The organism is Fulvitalea axinellae (genome assembly GCF_036492835.1).
In the GTDB taxonomy this organism is placed as follows: domain Bacteria; phylum Bacteroidota; class Bacteroidia; order Cytophagales; family Cyclobacteriaceae; genus Fulvitalea; species Fulvitalea axinellae.
The window spans coordinates 1,453,030-1,468,295 of sequence record NZ_AP025314.1; the positions used below are offsets into that span (position 1 = coordinate 1,453,030).

A 15,266-nucleotide genomic window follows, 5' to 3' on the forward strand; every position below is an offset into this window, starting at 1 on the left:
GCTATTTGATCAGTCTCAACATACGCAGGGCGCCCACGGACAGGTTCCTAAGCGAGTTCCAACGTATAAAGCCTCTCGGTGTCGGCACTACGCCACAGTAGGGAGGTTTTATTCCTAATTGGTCTTTCATGGTTCGTCTTACGAAGTGGGCGCAGTTGTTACCCATCATCGTGTAAGGTTTGTCTATCCTGTACGCTTCCAATTCCCTGACCAAGTTCCTAACTTGCTTCGAAGTTATGGGATAGTCTCTGTGATGAGTCTTTTTGGCGAATTCGTCATTGTCGGTATAGCTAAGAAATTCGTAGTGCGCGCCACTGTGCCTGTCGGGAATGCCACTCATACCACTGCCTACGTTAAAAAGCTCTTTATCCTGTAGTAGGACGGAGTACCAAGCGTGTCCGGGCATATTGTCTTTGTGGCAATTGAACCTGAAGTTGAGCCCATGAACTTCTTCTGTACCGTCAAGCCCTTCGACGACGCTTTTTATATCCGCTAGAGTCTTTACTTTTCCGTCTACACGTTCCAAAGGGTTGGGCATGAAAAACTCGCCTAGCGATTGTCCCTGAGCTTTGATCCAGCCTTTGGGCGGATCACCGTCGTGGGTTTTGCCTTGGGCGTCTTGCCACATAGCCTGAAACGGCTTGCTCTCCGAGCGTTTGTGTCGGGCGTTTTTTCTTTTGTTTAGGAACACTTCGGGCAGTATTTCTCTGTGTTTTCGGTATTTCTTGGGCAAGTTTCGCTTTATACGAAACCTCAAGGTTTTTTTATATGTTTCGGATTCAGGCCCTTTGTCCGTTTCGGGAATGTGGGGAAGATGATAAACTAAAGCAGGCATGCGACGATTCGTACCGGTTTTGATATGGATGTGGACGGTGGGTATATGCCTGTCGCTTTTGCTTTCCTGCGCCAATCGGGAGAAAAAGAAGGCTACTAATGGACCGAAAACAATGGAGAAATACAGAAAGCCGGGAGTTATCGAGTCATTGGAATTTCATATGACGCCAGGCGAAGAGGACGGATTTATACTGGCCGATAAGAAAACGTGGCTTCCTTTTTTGCAAACATACCCCGCATTTATAAGAAAAGAATATTGGAAAGACTGTAAAAAACAGGGCGTAGTAAGGATAGTTATCTACTGGGAAAGCCTGAGTGGTTGGAAATCCGTAACGGATGTGGAGCAACAAAAAGTTTACGATAACTTCCACAAGTTATTCCCCAAGGAAAATTACGAGTTGCGTTCCTCGACCCAATACAAATATGTGGGAGGGTACGGAGAGACGATAAAGTGAACAGCGACAAATCGACAGACTACTGATGAAAGAACTGATCAGCAACGAGAAGACCAGAGATACGATTGAGAATATTATGATGGCTATGGGAATAATTGGCCCTTTCGCCGCATTGCCTCAACTGTATAAGGTGTATATGACACATGGACATATGGCTGAGGGAGTGTCAATGGTCACTTGGTTGTTGTACGCCGTTACGGCTACTTGTTGGTCGATATATGGGTTGGTATTTGGTAGGCGTGCCGTGTTTATATCCAATGGGCTGACGGCCGTGATCGATACTTTGGTGGTTTTTAAGTTATTTTTACTTGGTTGTGGCTTCTAGTTTTTCCCTATTTGCCCTGTTTTTGATGTTATCATATCTTATTTTGTATTGAAACAATACGGTTAATCCCTATGTCTATACCGATTTTGGAACACAAAAGGATAGCGATAATCTCAACGGCGGTTTCGCCATTGGGGCGTGGATACGGCGGGGGTGTGGAGCAGGACGTACTTAAGTTCGCTTCTTGGATGATTGAGGCTGGGGCTGACGTGGAGGTTTTTTGCCCGGAAGGCTCCGTAGCGCCAAAGGAAATACATCTCCGGACGGTGGAGGGCGCTTTGGTAAAGCCAATTCAGTTTCTTACAGAAGACAGGGGGAAAGTAGAGGCCGATACGGCTTTGACTGAGGCTTTAAGGCAAATAGGCAAACGGGCCGAAGAGTTTGACTTGGTATTGAACTTCTCATATGATTGGCCCGCGTTTTTTCAATCCTACCTTTCCAGAGTTCCCATATTACATTACTTGAGTATCTGCTCACAAACGCCTGAACTTGACGCTTTGATTCGGGATTTGTCGGCTTTTAGGCCAAAGGCTTTGGCGGTGTTGAATCGTGAGCAATTGGGTACTTACGAGGACGCTGTCCCTGATCGGTTCACTGATTTGGGCTACGGGTTGTCATTGGATCGCTATCGTTTCAGGAAAAAGGCCGAAGGGAAAACAGTGGCTTGGATAGGCAGAATTACCGAAGAAAAAGGGCTTGAGGACGCTTTGGACTTTGCCGAAAGGCAAAACGTCAGGCTAAGGATATTCGGAGTGGTACAGGATGGGGAATATTGGGAAGGGCTGAAAGGCAAATATTCCGAGGAAACATACGAGTACGTGGGCTTTGTGGACCGCGGACGTTTGGCAGAAGAGATAGGGGAGTGCGAAGCTTTGATATTCACTCCCAAATGGGGCGAAGCCTTGGGTATAGTCATGTTGGAGGCAATGGCTTGTGGCGTACCCGTAATTGCCTATGACAGTCCTGGTCCGAGGCACGCCGTTCGGCACGGGCAGACTGGTTTTGTGGTGCCCTTGGGAGATGTGGAGGCGTTGTGCGAAGCTTATAAGCGTATTGGGAACCTTGACAGACAGGCTTGTAGGGACCGTGTGGCCCGTGATTTTTCGGAAGAAGCTTGGAGAAATAGGGCTTTGGATTGGGTGAAATCCGGTTTGAAAGGCTGATTTCCTTTTTTGGGATGCATGTTATTCCTTTTTAGTTTATTTTTATCTCACTTATATTCAAAATTGGGTGGGTAGATTCGGGAGGCCTTTTAGGTTTGTCCGAAGAGAAAACAAGTGCGTCAATTATGGGTAAACGGCTGAATACTATAAAAAGCAAGGTGGCGGAGATGTTGGTTATCAACAGTAACCGTGAGGGAAATAAGTTTTTGGAAGCCTTTATATCGGTTTTGATTCTGGCCAACGTGGTGGTAGTGATGCTGGAATCCTTTAAGGGTTACAAGCTAAAGTACGGTGCTTTTTTCGAAGTGTTTGAGGTTGTGACCGTTTCGGTTTTTTCAGTGGAGTATTTGCTGAGGCTTTGGGTGGCGGACATACGGTATCCCAAAGCGGGAACCGTCGGGTCTAGGGTCAAATTCGTGCTCTCCGGGGGCGGGTTGATTGACCTTTTGGCTATTCTTCCTTTTTATCTGCCGTTTTTTGTCACTACGGACTTGCGCGTTTTGCGGAGCCTCAGGCTGATGCGCCTGCTGTGGATTCTCAAACTCAACCGGTATTCTAAGTCGATGCGCCTGGTGGGGCAGGTGCTGATGAGCAAGAAGACGGATATCTTTGTTACGGTGTTTGTGACCTTGCTCCTGATGTCGATAGCCGCTACGCTGATGTATGATATCGAGCACGAGGCACAACCGGACGTGTTCGCCAATGTGTTGGACGCGTTTTGGTGGTCTATCGCTACGCTAACCACTGTGGGTTATGGCGATATTTATCCCATTACGGGCTGGGGAAGGTTCTTTGGCGGAGTGATAGCCGTGCTGGGTATCGGGCTGGTAGCCTTGCCTACGGGTATTATCAGTTCGGCTTTTTTGGAACAATTGGACGCCCAAAAGGAGAAGAAGAAAAAGAAAGCGGAGAAGAAAAAGGGCGTGGAGGAGTACCCTTATAACTTCTGTCCGCATTGTGGCGAGAAGCTGAAGGATGGGCAACATCCTTAGTTTGGTGGCGGAGGGAACTTGGAAGCTCCCTGTGAGGTAAGCACAAGGCTGGAGCCTTGCGCTGGCCGACGCGTGTTTTGGGCCTTTGATACGATCTGAAGTCTTTTTAATCTGTGTGTTTTATTGGTTCGATGATAATCTGGAGGCCTTATAATCTTTGCCTTTTGTTGGTTTGATGATGATCTGGAGTCTTTTTAATCTGTGTCTTTTACTGGTTTGATGAAAAACTGAATCCCTTGGTATTGTGTGGTTTGATTGCGTGTGTTCATGCGGAAGGAAGGTGTTTTTTGCTTTTTTTAGGGCGCGTTTGGGGCGTGATGTTAGGTGTCAAGCGTGGCAAAGGGCTGGGGTTTGCGGGTGGCCTTCTTTTATTGGGATTAGATTCTGGGGTATTGTTATGGCTTTTGTGGTGACTTTTGGTGATGAGTTCGCTGTGTAAGGTATAGAATGATTAGGTGTCTTTGTCTGGTTTTCGAGGTGTATGATGTGGTTAGCTACTGTGTTTTTATGTTGTAGGTGCTGAGTTTTGAATTGAAACATAGTATGTAAGGAGCGGTTACATACTGGGTTTTGGTGTATTACATACTATATTTTAGGGGTATATATACTGTGTTTGTTGGTGTGATATAGTATGTAAAAAGAAAACCCGGAGTCAAAAGACTCCGGGTTTTCTTGTGAAAAGGCCTTTGATGTACCGTGAGAGGTGTTTCCTCGTCTGGTGTTCAGTGGCTTTTTCCCTTGTCCGAATTTAGTTATTCTTTGGGGAATGGGCCAGTGCTTTGGGCCTTGCGTATCGTTTGGCGGTTTGTTGCGCCTTTGTGTACGTGATGTTTTGCCTTATTGGTTAAGGATTTTGTTCAGGAAGTTAACCGTAATCAGGTACGTTGGCCGTACGCCGATGACACCAAGGCTTCCGGATGCGAGGGAATGTCCTGTCATCAGAGGGTTGTCCGAGGCGTAGTAGGCGTAGCGAAGGGCTACGTCGGGGCTGATGGAGTGGCGGATTTTGGCCGCCGCCTGTATGGCTTTTTGGTAGTGCGCGCCTTCCATTTCCAGACCTACGGTGTTCCAAGACGAGTTGCGGAAGTAACGCAATACGTCTTTGTTCTGCAGGGAAGTGCCGAGAACGGTGAGCATGGTGCCTTCCATCACTTCGAGTCCGCGCCCCTTGAAGTCTTCGGGATCGAGGTCGTTGTTAAACGGATAGTTGTCCGACGTGCCTTCGAAGATGTGGGCAGTAGGGAGCATGATGTCGCCTTTGTTGCCGGTGAGGATGCCCGCCTTGCCCATTACGGCGATAGATCTTGCGTTTAGGTGCAGTGTGGCGGTGTCCGTGCGGTGCGGTTTGAGGAGTTCGTCCATGGTTTCGAAGGCCTGCTCGCCGAAGGCGTAGTCCATTACGAAGATAACGGGGCTTTCTTGCTGAAGGTACTCCTTGTCAAAGCTCAGTTCTTTGGGCAGTTGGGCCAGGTTAAGCTTTGAGGTGTCTATGATCTGCACACCGATATTTGTGCCGAAAGGATCGGAGAGAGTGACGAGTCCGTGGCGTTTGGCGTAGTCTTCCACCTTTTCGCGGAGGTGTCCGTTCTCCCTTTTGCTGAGGGTTACGGCTATCTCTTCCAGCGGAATGTCCTTGTATTTTTTGCCCAAAGCGCCGACGGCGTACAGCGAATTCATAACGCTGTGGAGGTTTGCGCTGATGATGTGCAATGGCCTGTCGAAGAGTTTGTGGCTGATGAGTGAGCTTTTGATATTGGCGGCCCAACGCTCGCCGTATATATGGTGGCCGATGCGCTCGCGCAATGACGGGGAAAAGTTGATCTTACGGTCTCTGCCCAGCGATTCTTCCTCTATGGCGAGTTTTCCAAGCCAGTATATTACGTGGAAAAGCCCTGAGTTTTGGCCGGTAGACTCTTGGAATCTGGCGTAGGCTTTCTCCACTTCGTCATAGGTGCGGGCCAGTACTGTGCCCAGGTAAGTGAAGGCGATTTCCTTGTCGTGCAGTTCGTCTTCGGGCTTTCCGCCTTTTACAATCTCTTCGATCTTGAGCCATTCGCGGGTTTTTTCGCCTTTGGCGTCAAGGGCTTTCTCTTTTATTTTACGGGCTTCTACGAAGAGGAATGTCAGGTGCGCCAGTATGTCGTATATCTCGCTGCGCCCGCGGGTTACTTCGATGAACATTTGCTCCTCGTCGATGCGGAAGCAATTGCGTCTTCTTTTCGAGGGGGTAATAACTTCGAAAGAGGCGTTGCGCAGGCCTTCGTCAGACGTGAGGGTGATAAACCTGCACTCTTCGATGCCTTTTGGCAGGCGGTCGATGGCGTATACGAGGCCTTCGAGCTCCACCTTTTCGGCTTCGGCCATGGATCCGTATATCTCGGGGCTGAGGGTAAGGAGCGCGTTGATGATGGCTTTGCCCGATTCGCCCGAGGGTTTGTAGTACCCGCGGTTAAAAAGGTGGCGCATCGTGATGTATAGCCTTTCGATAGCTGCTCTCGATTCCTGTGCTTTAGTCCTTTCCAAATCGCTTTAGGTTTAGGTTGAAGATGTATGCGCTCGCCTGTGGCCGGGTGTTTGGCCTGTTGGCGGGTATTGGGTTTGGCGGTGTTCCGCGGAGCCAAGCCTTTTGCCAGGTTACGGATTGCCGTATTGCATAAACGCCGGCAATATTGCCGGCGTTGTGTGTTTTTGTGAAGTTTTGGCGACGTTTCGGTACGCTTACGGGACTTTGCGTATAAGGTTGCGTTTGGTTCCGTATTTTTTCACCTGTGTTCCGCTGGTCTTTTTAGGACTCTTGGATCACAATGTTGATTTTGTTAAGCCTTCCCGAAACGAGTTTGAAGGTCTTTTCGCCTCCTCCTTCGTTGGTCTTGTCGCCTTTTTTGGCCATGATGTAATACGCTTTCGGCGAAAGTTTCTTGAATGTTACTCTGCCCTTCGCGTCAGTTTTCAGCATGGCGATAGGGTTTTTCTCGTTGAGATAGTCCTTCTCGTTTTCATAGAGAGTCACGCTCGCTCCTTTTACGACGTTTCCGGACTCGTCAATCACCGTAAAACGGAGGTTGGTTGGCAGGATGCCAGCTTGCGCGCCGCTCATGAATGCGACGGCGAAAATGGCGAGAACGGTAGTCAGCAAAATACTCTTTCTCATCTGAATAGCTCTATATAAATATTAAACTTAGGAAAAAATCACCACGTGTACGGTGCGGGACCGACCGAAAGGGTCAGGACAATGCCGCGTTAAGGTATTCCACGAATGGCCTTACGATGTCAAAACTCTCCGCGACTGTGGCGCGAAGGTCGGGGCTTGTCACTTGTTCGTCTGTCAACGGCCTTGTGACAAAGTAGCTTTTGAGCTTCAGGAGCTCGATGTTTGGGTGCGAAGGGTCATAACCCTTGGGTGCCCGTTTGAGTTTGTCGCCTTTGATGGCCCCGAAGTATTCAGCAAATTTATCTTTTTCCGTGACAGCTTTCAATTCCGAAGCGTTATAATCGATCTCTTGCCTGATTTTTTTTAGTTGTTCACCGTCAGGCATGTAAATTCCGGCACCCAGAAAGCATTGTCCCGGCTCAAGGTGAAGGTAATATCCGGCGTTGCCCGATTTCTTGCCCCCTTCGGCGAAGTAGGCTCCGAAGTTGGTCTTGTACGGCGCCTTGTCTTTGCTAAAACGCGTGTCGCGGTTTAGGCGGAAGGTACATTTCTTCGGGTCGAGACCTGCCATATCGGGCTCGATGGCTATGAGATCGGTCAGCGTGTCGGCCGTTATGGCTTCGAAGTTTTGCTTTGCCGCCTGATAAGTCTTTTTGTTGTCTTGCATCCAGTCCCGGTTATTGTTGTCTTTCAATTTTTCTAGAAAGTCGAGGATGCTTTTTACCGGTTCTGTTGAGTTGGCCATGTTAGTTTTTTTGTTCTTTTGATCGGTTTTTAAGGCTGTGGACAAGCCACGGACGCAAAAAGATAGCGCCGATAATCAGATATGGATAATACGAAAGGGAGCGCCAAAGGATGCTGGTGATAAAGGTGTAGTCGCCGAGGTAGCCGTTGAAAAATTGGGTAAAGAAATACTCGGCGGTTCCGCTACTGCCCGGTGTGGGCGAAACCAGCATGATGATCCACATAATAATTTGCTTGCCGAAGATGCCCATCTGCTCGGTGAAGTCAACGTCGGCGTATGCCGAAATCAGGCAGTTGAGCATAGTGTAGCGGGCGCACCATACGAAAATGGTGGAGACGATGATGCGGATCCAATAGCCTTTTGCTTTGCCAGCAAGTTGTTTTGAGGCTTCTACAATTTCGTTTCCGTAGTTATAGGCTCCCCGTCGCCATTTTCTCAAAGGCCTTAGGCTTGTGACTTTAAGCAAAAGCCATTTGAAGCCACTAGGCCTTATCAGTAATGCGTACGAGAATATCAGACAATAAAGAACGATTAGAGCGTAGCTGATCCAGAAAAGGCTGGAAAGCCCGAGCTTAAGGCTTCCGATATCTACGACGGGAAACACGGATTGGCCTGTGTAAAGAAGCACCAACGGGGCGAATAGGATAAAGAATCCGTTGTCGAGAATGGAAGAAAGCATAACGTAAGCGCTGGCCCGCCCGATGGTGATGCCCTCCATTAGTAATATAAATACGGCTACGGCGGTGCCTCCCACAACGGAAGGCGTAACGGCCGAGGCGAATTCCCAAAGAATGATTACGTAGATACTCCGAACCCAGGAGAGACGCTTTTCAGTTAGGGTTCTGATACGGTAAACATAGCCAGCGTCGCGGGCAATGATGACCAAAAAGGCAAGGATGATGGGCCAAGGTTTGGCGTCGCTGACAAGCCTGAAAGTGGACGGGCTGAGATTCGGGTCGGTATAAAACTGGTAAACTACGAAGGCCAGTCCCAGAATCGTGGGAATCCAGACTTTATTCGGGTTAAGCGTTTTGAGCGCTTCGTGCTGTTGTTTCATGCGGGAAATTTGTCAGGCGACGGATTTTTCGATGGTGAAGTCGTTATAGCCTTCGCCGATCGCAATTTGGATCTTTTGGACTTGAAGAAGCTCGAGTATGGCCAGAAAGTTGAATATTACGGCTATTTTCTCGGGGTTCGTCAGGATAATCTCGGAAAACGAAAGGTTTTTTCCGTCCCGGAGGCTTTTGCTGATGAATTCTTTTTGTCCGTTAACCGTGTAAGGGTACGGAGCTATCCGGTGGACGGGTTGGTCTTTGGTGTTTTCGTATCGTGTAATGAGTTTTTGGTAGACTTTAAGCATTTTGTACAAGTCCACGTCTTGCAGTTCCTCGTCTATGGAGTCGATATCTTTGGCGAGTTCCCGGATTTCGGACAGCACGTTTCCTCTTTTGGCAGAGCCGAGGCTGTTTTCTTCCATATCCCGGAACTCCTCAAGCACGGATTTGTAACGTTTATATTCCAAAAGGTGCGCGATAAGCTCTTCCCTGGGGTCGATCTCGTTGCCTTCTTCGTCGAGTTCGGGGCGAGGAAGTAACATTTTGGCCTTGATTCTCATCAAAGTGGAAGCCACAAGTATAAATTCGCCTGCGACTTCGATGTTCACCTGTTCTAGTTGGCGGAGGTAGTCGAGAAAGTCATCGGTGACACTGGCTATCGGGATGTCGTGGATATCCAGCTCGTCACGTTCGATAAAGAACAGCAACAAATCGAAAGGGCCTTCGAATAATGGCAGTTTGATTTCGAAACTCATGTGTAGTGACGCTTTTTCCGAATCCGTAATTATACAAATATATGGCAAGTATTCGACTATGCTTAGCCTATAGAGATTTCTTGAATGTGAAGAAATGGTTCGGTGAAGAAAAAGTCGGTGTGTTTTGTGCCTGTCATGCGGCTTTGGGGACAATACCTTCGTCCGTTTAGTTTTTTTGAAAATTATTTTTGGTCTGTGATAAAAATTTTATCGCGTTTCCGAACTCCTGATGCGGTTTTTGTCAGATTAATTTTAGTATATGCTATTTTTGTTGGGAGTTTTGTTTGCGTAGTAAATTTCGATTAACTAAATTGGTTAGGTATTCATCGCTTCGCTTTACGAGTTAGCTAAAACAACTATAGCCATGAACCGCAAAATGACGATCAAATTATCGGCCACGAGGCTCAAGTCCGGAAAATATCAGGTTAAGTTCCGGGCAACGTCGTTGGACCAGGAACTTTGTTACGGGTATCTGTTAGCCGATGACCACGCCACCGAGGATGAGGTGTTGGCGGATGTGAAAGTGGGTGTGAGGCGCGCCATTGAGGGCGATATGTATCAGCATGGCCAGCTTTATCGCTTAGGGCGGAGGTTGCCTTTGAGCGACCGGTTGCTGGTGTATAAAAATGTTTTAGCATGAGCCCATTATTTTTATCAGAAAATGTTTTTTAAATTTAGATAAACGAATTGCTTTCCGCTTCTTGACTAAGGCGGGATCCAAACACCAAACCGATAAACGCCATGTCGCTAATTAGCCGAAATATCCGTTACCTGCGCAAGCGCGCCGGTCTTACCCAAGCCAAATTTGCCGAAAAGATCGGTATCAAGCGTTCTTTGGTGGGCGCTTACGAAGAAGGTCGCTCCGACCCGAGGTGGAATAACCTGTTGTCTATCTCCCGTTTGTTCGACATTTCGGTAGATGCGCTTATCAGCTACGAACTTGACGGTGCATCGCAAGACGAATTGCTGAAATATTCCGTCCGGTTAAACGAGTCTGGAGTAAATGTGGCCCAGGAAACAAAAATTCTGGCCATTACCGTGAATGACGAGGAGAAAGAGAACATAGAGTTGGTGCCTCAGAGGGCTTCGGCTGGTTATACTAACGGATATTCCGATCCTGAGTACATTCGGGATTTGCCTAAGTTCCAGTTGCCGTTCTTACCGGGTTCAGGAACTTATAGGGCCTTTGAGATCAGCGGTGATTCGATGTTGCCACTGGAATCGGGGACGATTGTCGTCGGGCAGTATGTGGAATCTGTGGCAGATATTGTGAGCGGAAAAACATATGTGCTCGTAACCCAAGATGAAGGGGTGGTATACAAGCGTGTGTTCAATTATCTGCATGAAAACGGAAAATTGTTCCTATCGTCGGATAACCAAACATACACGCCTTACGAGATTGACGCTTCTTCGGTGAAAGAAGTTTGGTCAGCCAAAGCGTTTATAAGCGTACACTTCCCTGATCACAACAACAGTTTGGACGCTTACCCCGCTGAGCCGATGACGTTGGAGAAGTTGACAAGTATTGTGTTGGAGTTGCGTGAGGAGATTGTAAGGTTGAGGGAAGAGAACGCCTGAATGGGAGAGGTTTCGCCGAGTGCGAATACGCATTGATTTCGCATCGGAAATTGGCTGGAATTTTATAGCTTTGCCCAAAATTTTCTATAAATAGCTTTATGGACATCCAAGGAAAGATAAAGGTAATTTACGATACTCAACTAGTAAGTGACAGGTTCAAAAAAAGGGAATTTGTCGTTGAGTATATGGACAACCCCCAGTACCCGCAATTTATTAAGTTTGAAGTTGTTCAAGACAGTTGCGGTATGTTGGATAGCCACCAAGTGGGCGAAGAGGTGAGCGTAAGCTTTAATCTCCGAGGCCGTGAATGGATTAACCAGCAAGGGCAGGCGATGTATTTCAATACGCTCCAGGCTTGGAGAATTCAGCCCGTGGCTCAGCAACAGCCTCAGGGTAATTTCCCGCCGGCTGATAATATGGCTCCTCCTCCAGCGGAACCGCCGAGTTGGTCAGACAATGGAGGCAGTTCTGACGACGACGATCTTCCGTTTTAAGTTTGACCGGAAAAATATCAGGGGCTTGTGCCCCTTTTTTTATAAGGATCAAAACGACAGAAGCCCGGCTCAGCCGGGCTTCTGTCGTTTTGATTGAGTATTTTTTCGCTAGTGCGTTAAGCTTGCTTCGTGTAGTGCTTTTTCAATTTGATCCCGCTCCTTATTGAGCCTACGGATGTTAAAGTAATAGAAAAGCGGGGGCTGGCTTAACACGAGAAGAATCAGTGTCCAGTTAGATGAGGCCATAAAGAGATAGATAAGGCAAAGCGAGAGCATAGCCATAAAGAAGTAAGAGATCCGCATAAAGTATGCGTTGGTTCTCATTCTGTTTATCAACTCTTCTCGTGGGGATAACGTATGCGACATAAGCTTTGGGTTTTGATTGAGGGGTGGGGCGTAATCGATTCCCGTAATGATTCAATTAGTGACGCAAAGGGAACTGAGGCGTTATATATCAGTTTGTTGATTATTTTACATAGAGCGGGTTTGGCGATTCCACTCAAGTGAGAGCTTTTTTCTCCCATAATCTACCGAAAGTTGGCCTCTTTACTACTGTAACGTATATGTTGGTATAGTGTTACGTAAACTCCACACTCAGGTGATATAGAAATAATGAAAAAACAAAAACTATAAGTGACTGTGATGTAATTTTCCGTGGCAACGAAAAGTAATATAGTTAAAAAAATATTTAAACACTAGTTGAAGTGGTCGGAGAAAGGGAGGGAGAGCCAAAGAATAACTTCTTGTTAAGAACAGTGGAGTGCTAAAATTCATAATGAAGCGTGCGTTTTTTTGAATCAAAGACGTATTTTTACAGAGATTCGGTAACCGAAGGCTGTTTTGGAAACCGGTTTTGGAAGACGAAAAAAAATGATCTTTTTTTACGATGGCAGAATATAACTATAAAGATATAGAAGCGAAGTGGCGGAAATACTGGCAAGATAGCCAAACATTCCGTACGGGAACCGACAAGTCGAAGCCCAAATATTATGTGTTGGATATGTTCCCTTATCCGTCGGGAGCGGGGCTACACGTAGGTCACCCGTTGGGATACATCGCTTCTGATATCGTTTCTCGTTACAAGCGTCTTCAAGGTTTTAACGTATTGCACCCTATGGGATTCGACTCGTTCGGATTGCCGGCGGAGCAATACGCTATTCAGACAGGGCAGCACCCTGCGAAAACGACTGAGGAAAACATCGCCAGATACAAGGAACAACTTGGTATTATCGGTTTTTCTTATGATTGGGAAAGAGAGGTAAGGACCAGCTCTCCCGATTATTACCGTTGGACGCAGTGGATATTCATGCAGTTGTTCGCCTCATGGTATGACAATGACGCTGACAAGGCCAAGGATATCGACGACCTGATCAAGATTTTTGAAGAGTCGGGTAACCAATCCGTAAACGCTGTGTGTGACGAGGAGACACCTTCTTTCACTGCTGAAGCATGGAAAGGGATGTCTCGTAAAGAGCGGGCGGATATCTTGATGATGTACCGTTTGACGTATCTTTCCGAGACATTCGTGAACTGGTGCCCTGCGTTGGGGACCGTGCTTGCCAATGACGAAGTGAAAGACGGACTGTCCGAGCGTGGAGGCCACCCTGTCGAGCGTAAGGAAATGTTGCAGTGGAGCATGAGAATCTCCGCTTACGCCGACAGATTGTTGGAAGGTCTTGACCGTGTTGACTTCTCCGAATCGCTTAAAGAAATGCAACGGAACTGGATCGGGAAATCATACGGTTGCTCGGTGAAGTTCCAAGTTGAGGAATCTGACCGGAAACTTGAGGTTTTCACCACCAGGGTTGACACTATTTTCGGGGTGACGTTTATGACAATCGCTCCGGAGCATGAATTGATCGACGAACTTACGACCGATAGCCAGCGTGCGGAAGTGGAAGCTTATGTGGAGAAAGCGAAAAACCGTTCGGAGCGTGACCGTATGACTGATGTGAAAACGGTTTCGGGCGTATTTACGGGCTCTTACGTTAAGCATCCTTTCACTGATGAGAAGGTGCCTTTGTGGGTAGCTGATTACGTGTTGTCTGGTTACGGAACTGGTGTTGTGATGGCTGTTCCGTGTTCCGACACTAGGGATTACGCTTTCGCCAAGCATTTTGAGTTGCCGATAATTCCTATTCAGGAAGGAAAGCATTGTGATATCACGCAAGAGGATTTTGACCCGAAAGCGGGCAAAATGGTGAACTCTGGCTTCCTTGACGGAATGTCAGTGGAAGAGGCTGTTCCGGCCGCTATCAATAAGGTAGAGGAAATGGGAATCGGGCAGGCGAAAGTGAACTTCAAAATGCGTGACGCTGTTTTCAGCCGTCAGCGTTATTGGGGGGAGCCGGTGCCGGTGTATTTTGACAACGAAGGTGTTGCCGAATTGATCGCCGAGGATAAATTGCCGTTGATTTTGCCTGAAATCGACGAATATAAACCTACTGAAACGGGTGAGCCTCCGTTGGGAAGGGCTAAGGATTGGAAATATGAAGGCCAATATGGTTACGAGTTGAGCACTATGCCGGGTTGGGCTGGCTCAAGCTGGTATTTCCTCCGTTATATGGATCCGAAAAACGAGAACGAGTTCGCCGCTAAAGAAGAGTTGGACTACTGGCAGGACGTCGACTTGTACATCGGTGGGGCGGAGCACGCTACCGGCCACTTGCTGTACTCGCGTTTTTGGTCGAAGTTTTTGTTTGACAAAGGCTATTTGAAGGTTGATGAGCCTTTCAAAAAGTTGATTAACCAAGGAATGATCCAAGGCCGTTCGAGCTTTGTGTATCGCGTAAACGGCACGAACCAATACGTTTCTTACAATCTGCGCAAAGACTATGAGGTAACGCCTTTGCATGTTGATGTCAGCATCGTTGATAATGACATCTTGGACACGGAAGCGTTCAAAGCTTGGCGTCCGGATTATACCGATGCGGAATTTATCTTGGAAGACGGCAAATATGTTTGCGGTTCCGAAGTTGAGAAGATGTCAAAGTCGAAGTACAACGTCGTGAACCCTGACGATATCGTGGAGCGTTACGGCGCCGATACATTCCGTCTCTATGAAATGTTCCTCGGGCCATTGGAACAATTTAAGCCATGGAATACCAACGGAATCGACGGAGTTCATAAATTCCTGAAGAAATTCTGGAGACTGTTTCATAGCGGAAATGACGGAGAATTCACATTGAGTGAAGAGGAGCCGACCAAAGAAGAATTGAAGATCTTGCACGGAGCGATTAAGAGTGTAAGCGATTATATGGACCGTTACGCTTTCAATACATGCGTTTCGAGCTTTATGATTTGCGTGAACGAACTCACGTCGAAAAAATGTGCTAAGCGATCTGTTCTGGAACCTTTGGTAGCTATGCTGTCGCCGTTTGCACCTCATATGGCCGAAGAGCTTTGGGCGAAACTTGGCCATAAGGAATCTGTAGTGAACGCCGAATTTCCGAAATATGAGGAGAAATACTTGAAGGAGGACTCTTTCGAGTACCCTGTGATGGTAAACGGTAAGATGCGGGCCAAAGTAAGCATTCCAGCAGACGCATCAAAAGACGAGATTCAGTCTGTTGCTTTGTCAGACGAACGTGTGGTGAAGTGGACGGAAGGAAAAGAGCCTAAGCGAGTAATCGTGGTTCCGAAGAAGATTGTGAACGTAGTAGTGTAATTGATAGGTGAAAAATCCGAACCTGATTCGGTTTTGATAAAATAACAAAAGG

Annotated in this window: 15 protein-coding genes; 8 read left to right on the forward strand and 7 right to left on the reverse strand. The window is 47.4% G+C overall.

The window, feature by feature from the left end; genetic code table 11:
- Position 1: 1 nt before the first annotated feature.
- A complete protein-coding gene (locus AABK39_RS05900) occupies positions 2-835 on the reverse strand; it encodes a hypothetical protein (RefSeq protein WP_338393990.1) in 834 nt (277 codons plus the stop codon).
- On the opposite strand from AABK39_RS05900, the gene AABK39_RS05905 reads away from it, so the two are divergent.
- The 4 genes from AABK39_RS05905 (at position 834) to AABK39_RS05920 (ending at position 3,769) form a co-directional block, all read left to right on the forward strand.
- A complete protein-coding gene (locus AABK39_RS05905) occupies positions 834-1,289 on the forward strand; it encodes a TIGR03792 family protein (protein WP_338393991.1) in 456 nt (151 codons plus the stop codon). The two genes, AABK39_RS05900 and AABK39_RS05905, sit on opposite strands and share 2 nt — an antisense overlap.
- A gap of 25 nt (positions 1,290-1,314) precedes the next feature.
- Positions 1,315-1,614 (forward strand): hypothetical protein, encoded by a 300-nt coding sequence (locus AABK39_RS05910; RefSeq protein ID WP_338393992.1) that lies wholly within the window; start codon positions 1,315-1,317, stop codon positions 1,612-1,614.
- 71 nt (positions 1,615-1,685) lie between these two features.
- On the forward strand, positions 1,686-2,777 hold the full coding sequence (locus tag AABK39_RS05915) for a glycosyltransferase (protein ID WP_338393993.1): 1,092 nt from the start codon (positions 1,686-1,688) through the stop codon (positions 2,775-2,777).
- A 125-nt stretch (positions 2,778-2,902) separates the two neighbouring features.
- Positions 2,903-3,769, forward strand: coding sequence for an ion transporter (locus tag AABK39_RS05920; protein WP_338393994.1), 867 nt, complete (start codon positions 2,903-2,905; stop codon positions 3,767-3,769).
- An 837-nt stretch (positions 3,770-4,606) separates the two neighbouring features.
- On the opposite strand, the gene AABK39_RS05925 is transcribed toward AABK39_RS05920, so the two are convergent.
- The 5 genes from AABK39_RS05925 to AABK39_RS05945 form a co-directional block, all read right to left on the reverse strand.
- Positions 4,607-6,292, reverse strand: coding sequence for a DUF6909 family protein (locus tag AABK39_RS05925; protein WP_338393995.1), 1,686 nt, complete (start codon positions 6,290-6,292; stop codon positions 4,607-4,609).
- A 262-nt stretch (positions 6,293-6,554) separates the two neighbouring features.
- On the reverse strand, positions 6,555-6,920 hold the full coding sequence (locus AABK39_RS05930) for a SpaA isopeptide-forming pilin-related protein (protein ID WP_338393996.1): 366 nt from the start codon (positions 6,918-6,920) through the stop codon (positions 6,555-6,557).
- Between the two features lie 73 nt (positions 6,921-6,993).
- The gene (locus AABK39_RS05935; protein WP_338393997.1) at positions 6,994-7,665 is read right to left on the reverse strand and encodes a DUF2461 domain-containing protein; all 672 of its coding nucleotides are present in this window, start codon (positions 7,663-7,665) and stop codon (positions 6,994-6,996) included.
- Between the two features lies 1 nt (position 7,666).
- Positions 7,667-8,722 carry a lysylphosphatidylglycerol synthase transmembrane domain-containing protein gene (locus AABK39_RS05940; protein ID WP_338393998.1) on the reverse strand — a complete coding sequence of 352 codons (1,056 nt, stop codon included), beginning with the start codon at positions 8,720-8,722 and terminating at the stop codon, positions 7,667-7,669.
- A 12-nt stretch (positions 8,723-8,734) separates the two neighbouring features.
- Positions 8,735-9,475 (reverse strand): segregation and condensation protein A, encoded by a 741-nt coding sequence (locus tag AABK39_RS05945; protein ID WP_338393999.1) that lies wholly within the window; start codon positions 9,473-9,475, stop codon positions 8,735-8,737.
- Positions 9,476-9,839: 364 nt separating this feature from the next.
- Between AABK39_RS05945 and AABK39_RS05950 the strand changes: the two genes are divergently transcribed.
- The 3 genes from AABK39_RS05950 (at position 9,840) to AABK39_RS05960 (ending at position 11,547) form a co-directional block, all read left to right on the forward strand.
- Complete coding sequence (locus AABK39_RS05950) at positions 9,840-10,115, forward strand: hypothetical protein (protein ID WP_338394000.1); 276 nt, start codon at positions 9,840-9,842, stop codon at positions 10,113-10,115.
- Positions 10,116-10,216: 101 nt separating this feature from the next.
- Positions 10,217-11,053 carry a LexA family transcriptional regulator gene (locus AABK39_RS05955; protein WP_338394001.1) on the forward strand — a complete coding sequence of 279 codons (837 nt, stop codon included), beginning with the start codon at positions 10,217-10,219 and terminating at the stop codon, positions 11,051-11,053.
- A 98-nt stretch (positions 11,054-11,151) separates the two neighbouring features.
- Positions 11,152-11,547, forward strand: a complete 396-nt coding sequence (locus tag AABK39_RS05960; RefSeq protein WP_338394002.1) for a DUF3127 domain-containing protein — start codon at positions 11,152-11,154, stop codon at positions 11,545-11,547.
- 108 nt (positions 11,548-11,655) lie between these two features.
- Here AABK39_RS05960 and AABK39_RS05965 read toward each other — a convergent pair whose 3' ends face one another.
- On the reverse strand, positions 11,656-11,913 hold the full coding sequence (locus tag AABK39_RS05965) for a hypothetical protein (protein WP_338394003.1): 258 nt from the start codon (positions 11,911-11,913) through the stop codon (positions 11,656-11,658).
- Between the two features lie 520 nt (positions 11,914-12,433).
- On the opposite strand from AABK39_RS05965, the gene leuS reads away from it, so the two are divergent.
- Complete coding sequence (gene leuS / locus AABK39_RS05970) at positions 12,434-15,214, forward strand: leucine--tRNA ligase (RefSeq protein WP_338394004.1); 2,781 nt, start codon at positions 12,434-12,436, stop codon at positions 15,212-15,214.
- The last annotated feature ends 52 nt before the right edge of the window (positions 15,215-15,266 follow it).

What these genes read in the sequence shown, in the direction of transcription:
- AABK39_RS05905 (WP_338393991.1), top strand. Translation starts at nt 834, where the DNA reads ATGCGACGATTCGTACCGGTTTTGATATGGATGTGGACGGTGGGTATA.
- AABK39_RS05900 (WP_338393990.1), bottom strand. Translation starts at nt 835, where the DNA reads ATGCCTGCTTTAGTTTATCATCTTCCCCACATTCCCGAAACGGACAAA.
- AABK39_RS05910 (WP_338393992.1), top strand. Translation starts at nt 1,315, where the DNA reads ATGAAAGAACTGATCAGCAACGAGAAGACCAGAGATACGATTGAGAAT.
- AABK39_RS05915 (WP_338393993.1), top strand. Translation starts at nt 1,686, where the DNA reads ATGTCTATACCGATTTTGGAACACAAAAGGATAGCGATAATCTCAACG.
- AABK39_RS05920 (WP_338393994.1), top strand. Translation starts at nt 2,903, where the DNA reads ATGGGTAAACGGCTGAATACTATAAAAAGCAAGGTGGCGGAGATGTTG.
- AABK39_RS05930 (WP_338393996.1), bottom strand. Translation starts at nt 6,920, where the DNA reads ATGAGAAAGAGTATTTTGCTGACTACCGTTCTCGCCATTTTCGCCGTC.
- AABK39_RS05935 (WP_338393997.1), bottom strand. Translation starts at nt 7,665, where the DNA reads ATGGCCAACTCAACAGAACCGGTAAAAAGCATCCTCGACTTTCTAGAA.
- AABK39_RS05940 (WP_338393998.1), bottom strand. Translation starts at nt 8,722, where the DNA reads ATGAAACAACAGCACGAAGCGCTCAAAACGCTTAACCCGAATAAAGTC.
- AABK39_RS05945 (WP_338393999.1), bottom strand. Translation starts at nt 9,475, where the DNA reads ATGAGTTTCGAAATCAAACTGCCATTATTCGAAGGCCCTTTCGATTTG.
- AABK39_RS05950 (WP_338394000.1), top strand. Translation starts at nt 9,840, where the DNA reads ATGAACCGCAAAATGACGATCAAATTATCGGCCACGAGGCTCAAGTCC.
- AABK39_RS05955 (WP_338394001.1), top strand. Translation starts at nt 10,217, where the DNA reads ATGTCGCTAATTAGCCGAAATATCCGTTACCTGCGCAAGCGCGCCGGT.
- AABK39_RS05960 (WP_338394002.1), top strand. Translation starts at nt 11,152, where the DNA reads ATGGACATCCAAGGAAAGATAAAGGTAATTTACGATACTCAACTAGTA.
- AABK39_RS05965 (WP_338394003.1), bottom strand. Translation starts at nt 11,913, where the DNA reads ATGTCGCATACGTTATCCCCACGAGAAGAGTTGATAAACAGAATGAGA.
- leuS (WP_338394004.1), top strand. Translation starts at nt 12,434, where the DNA reads ATGGCAGAATATAACTATAAAGATATAGAAGCGAAGTGGCGGAAATAC.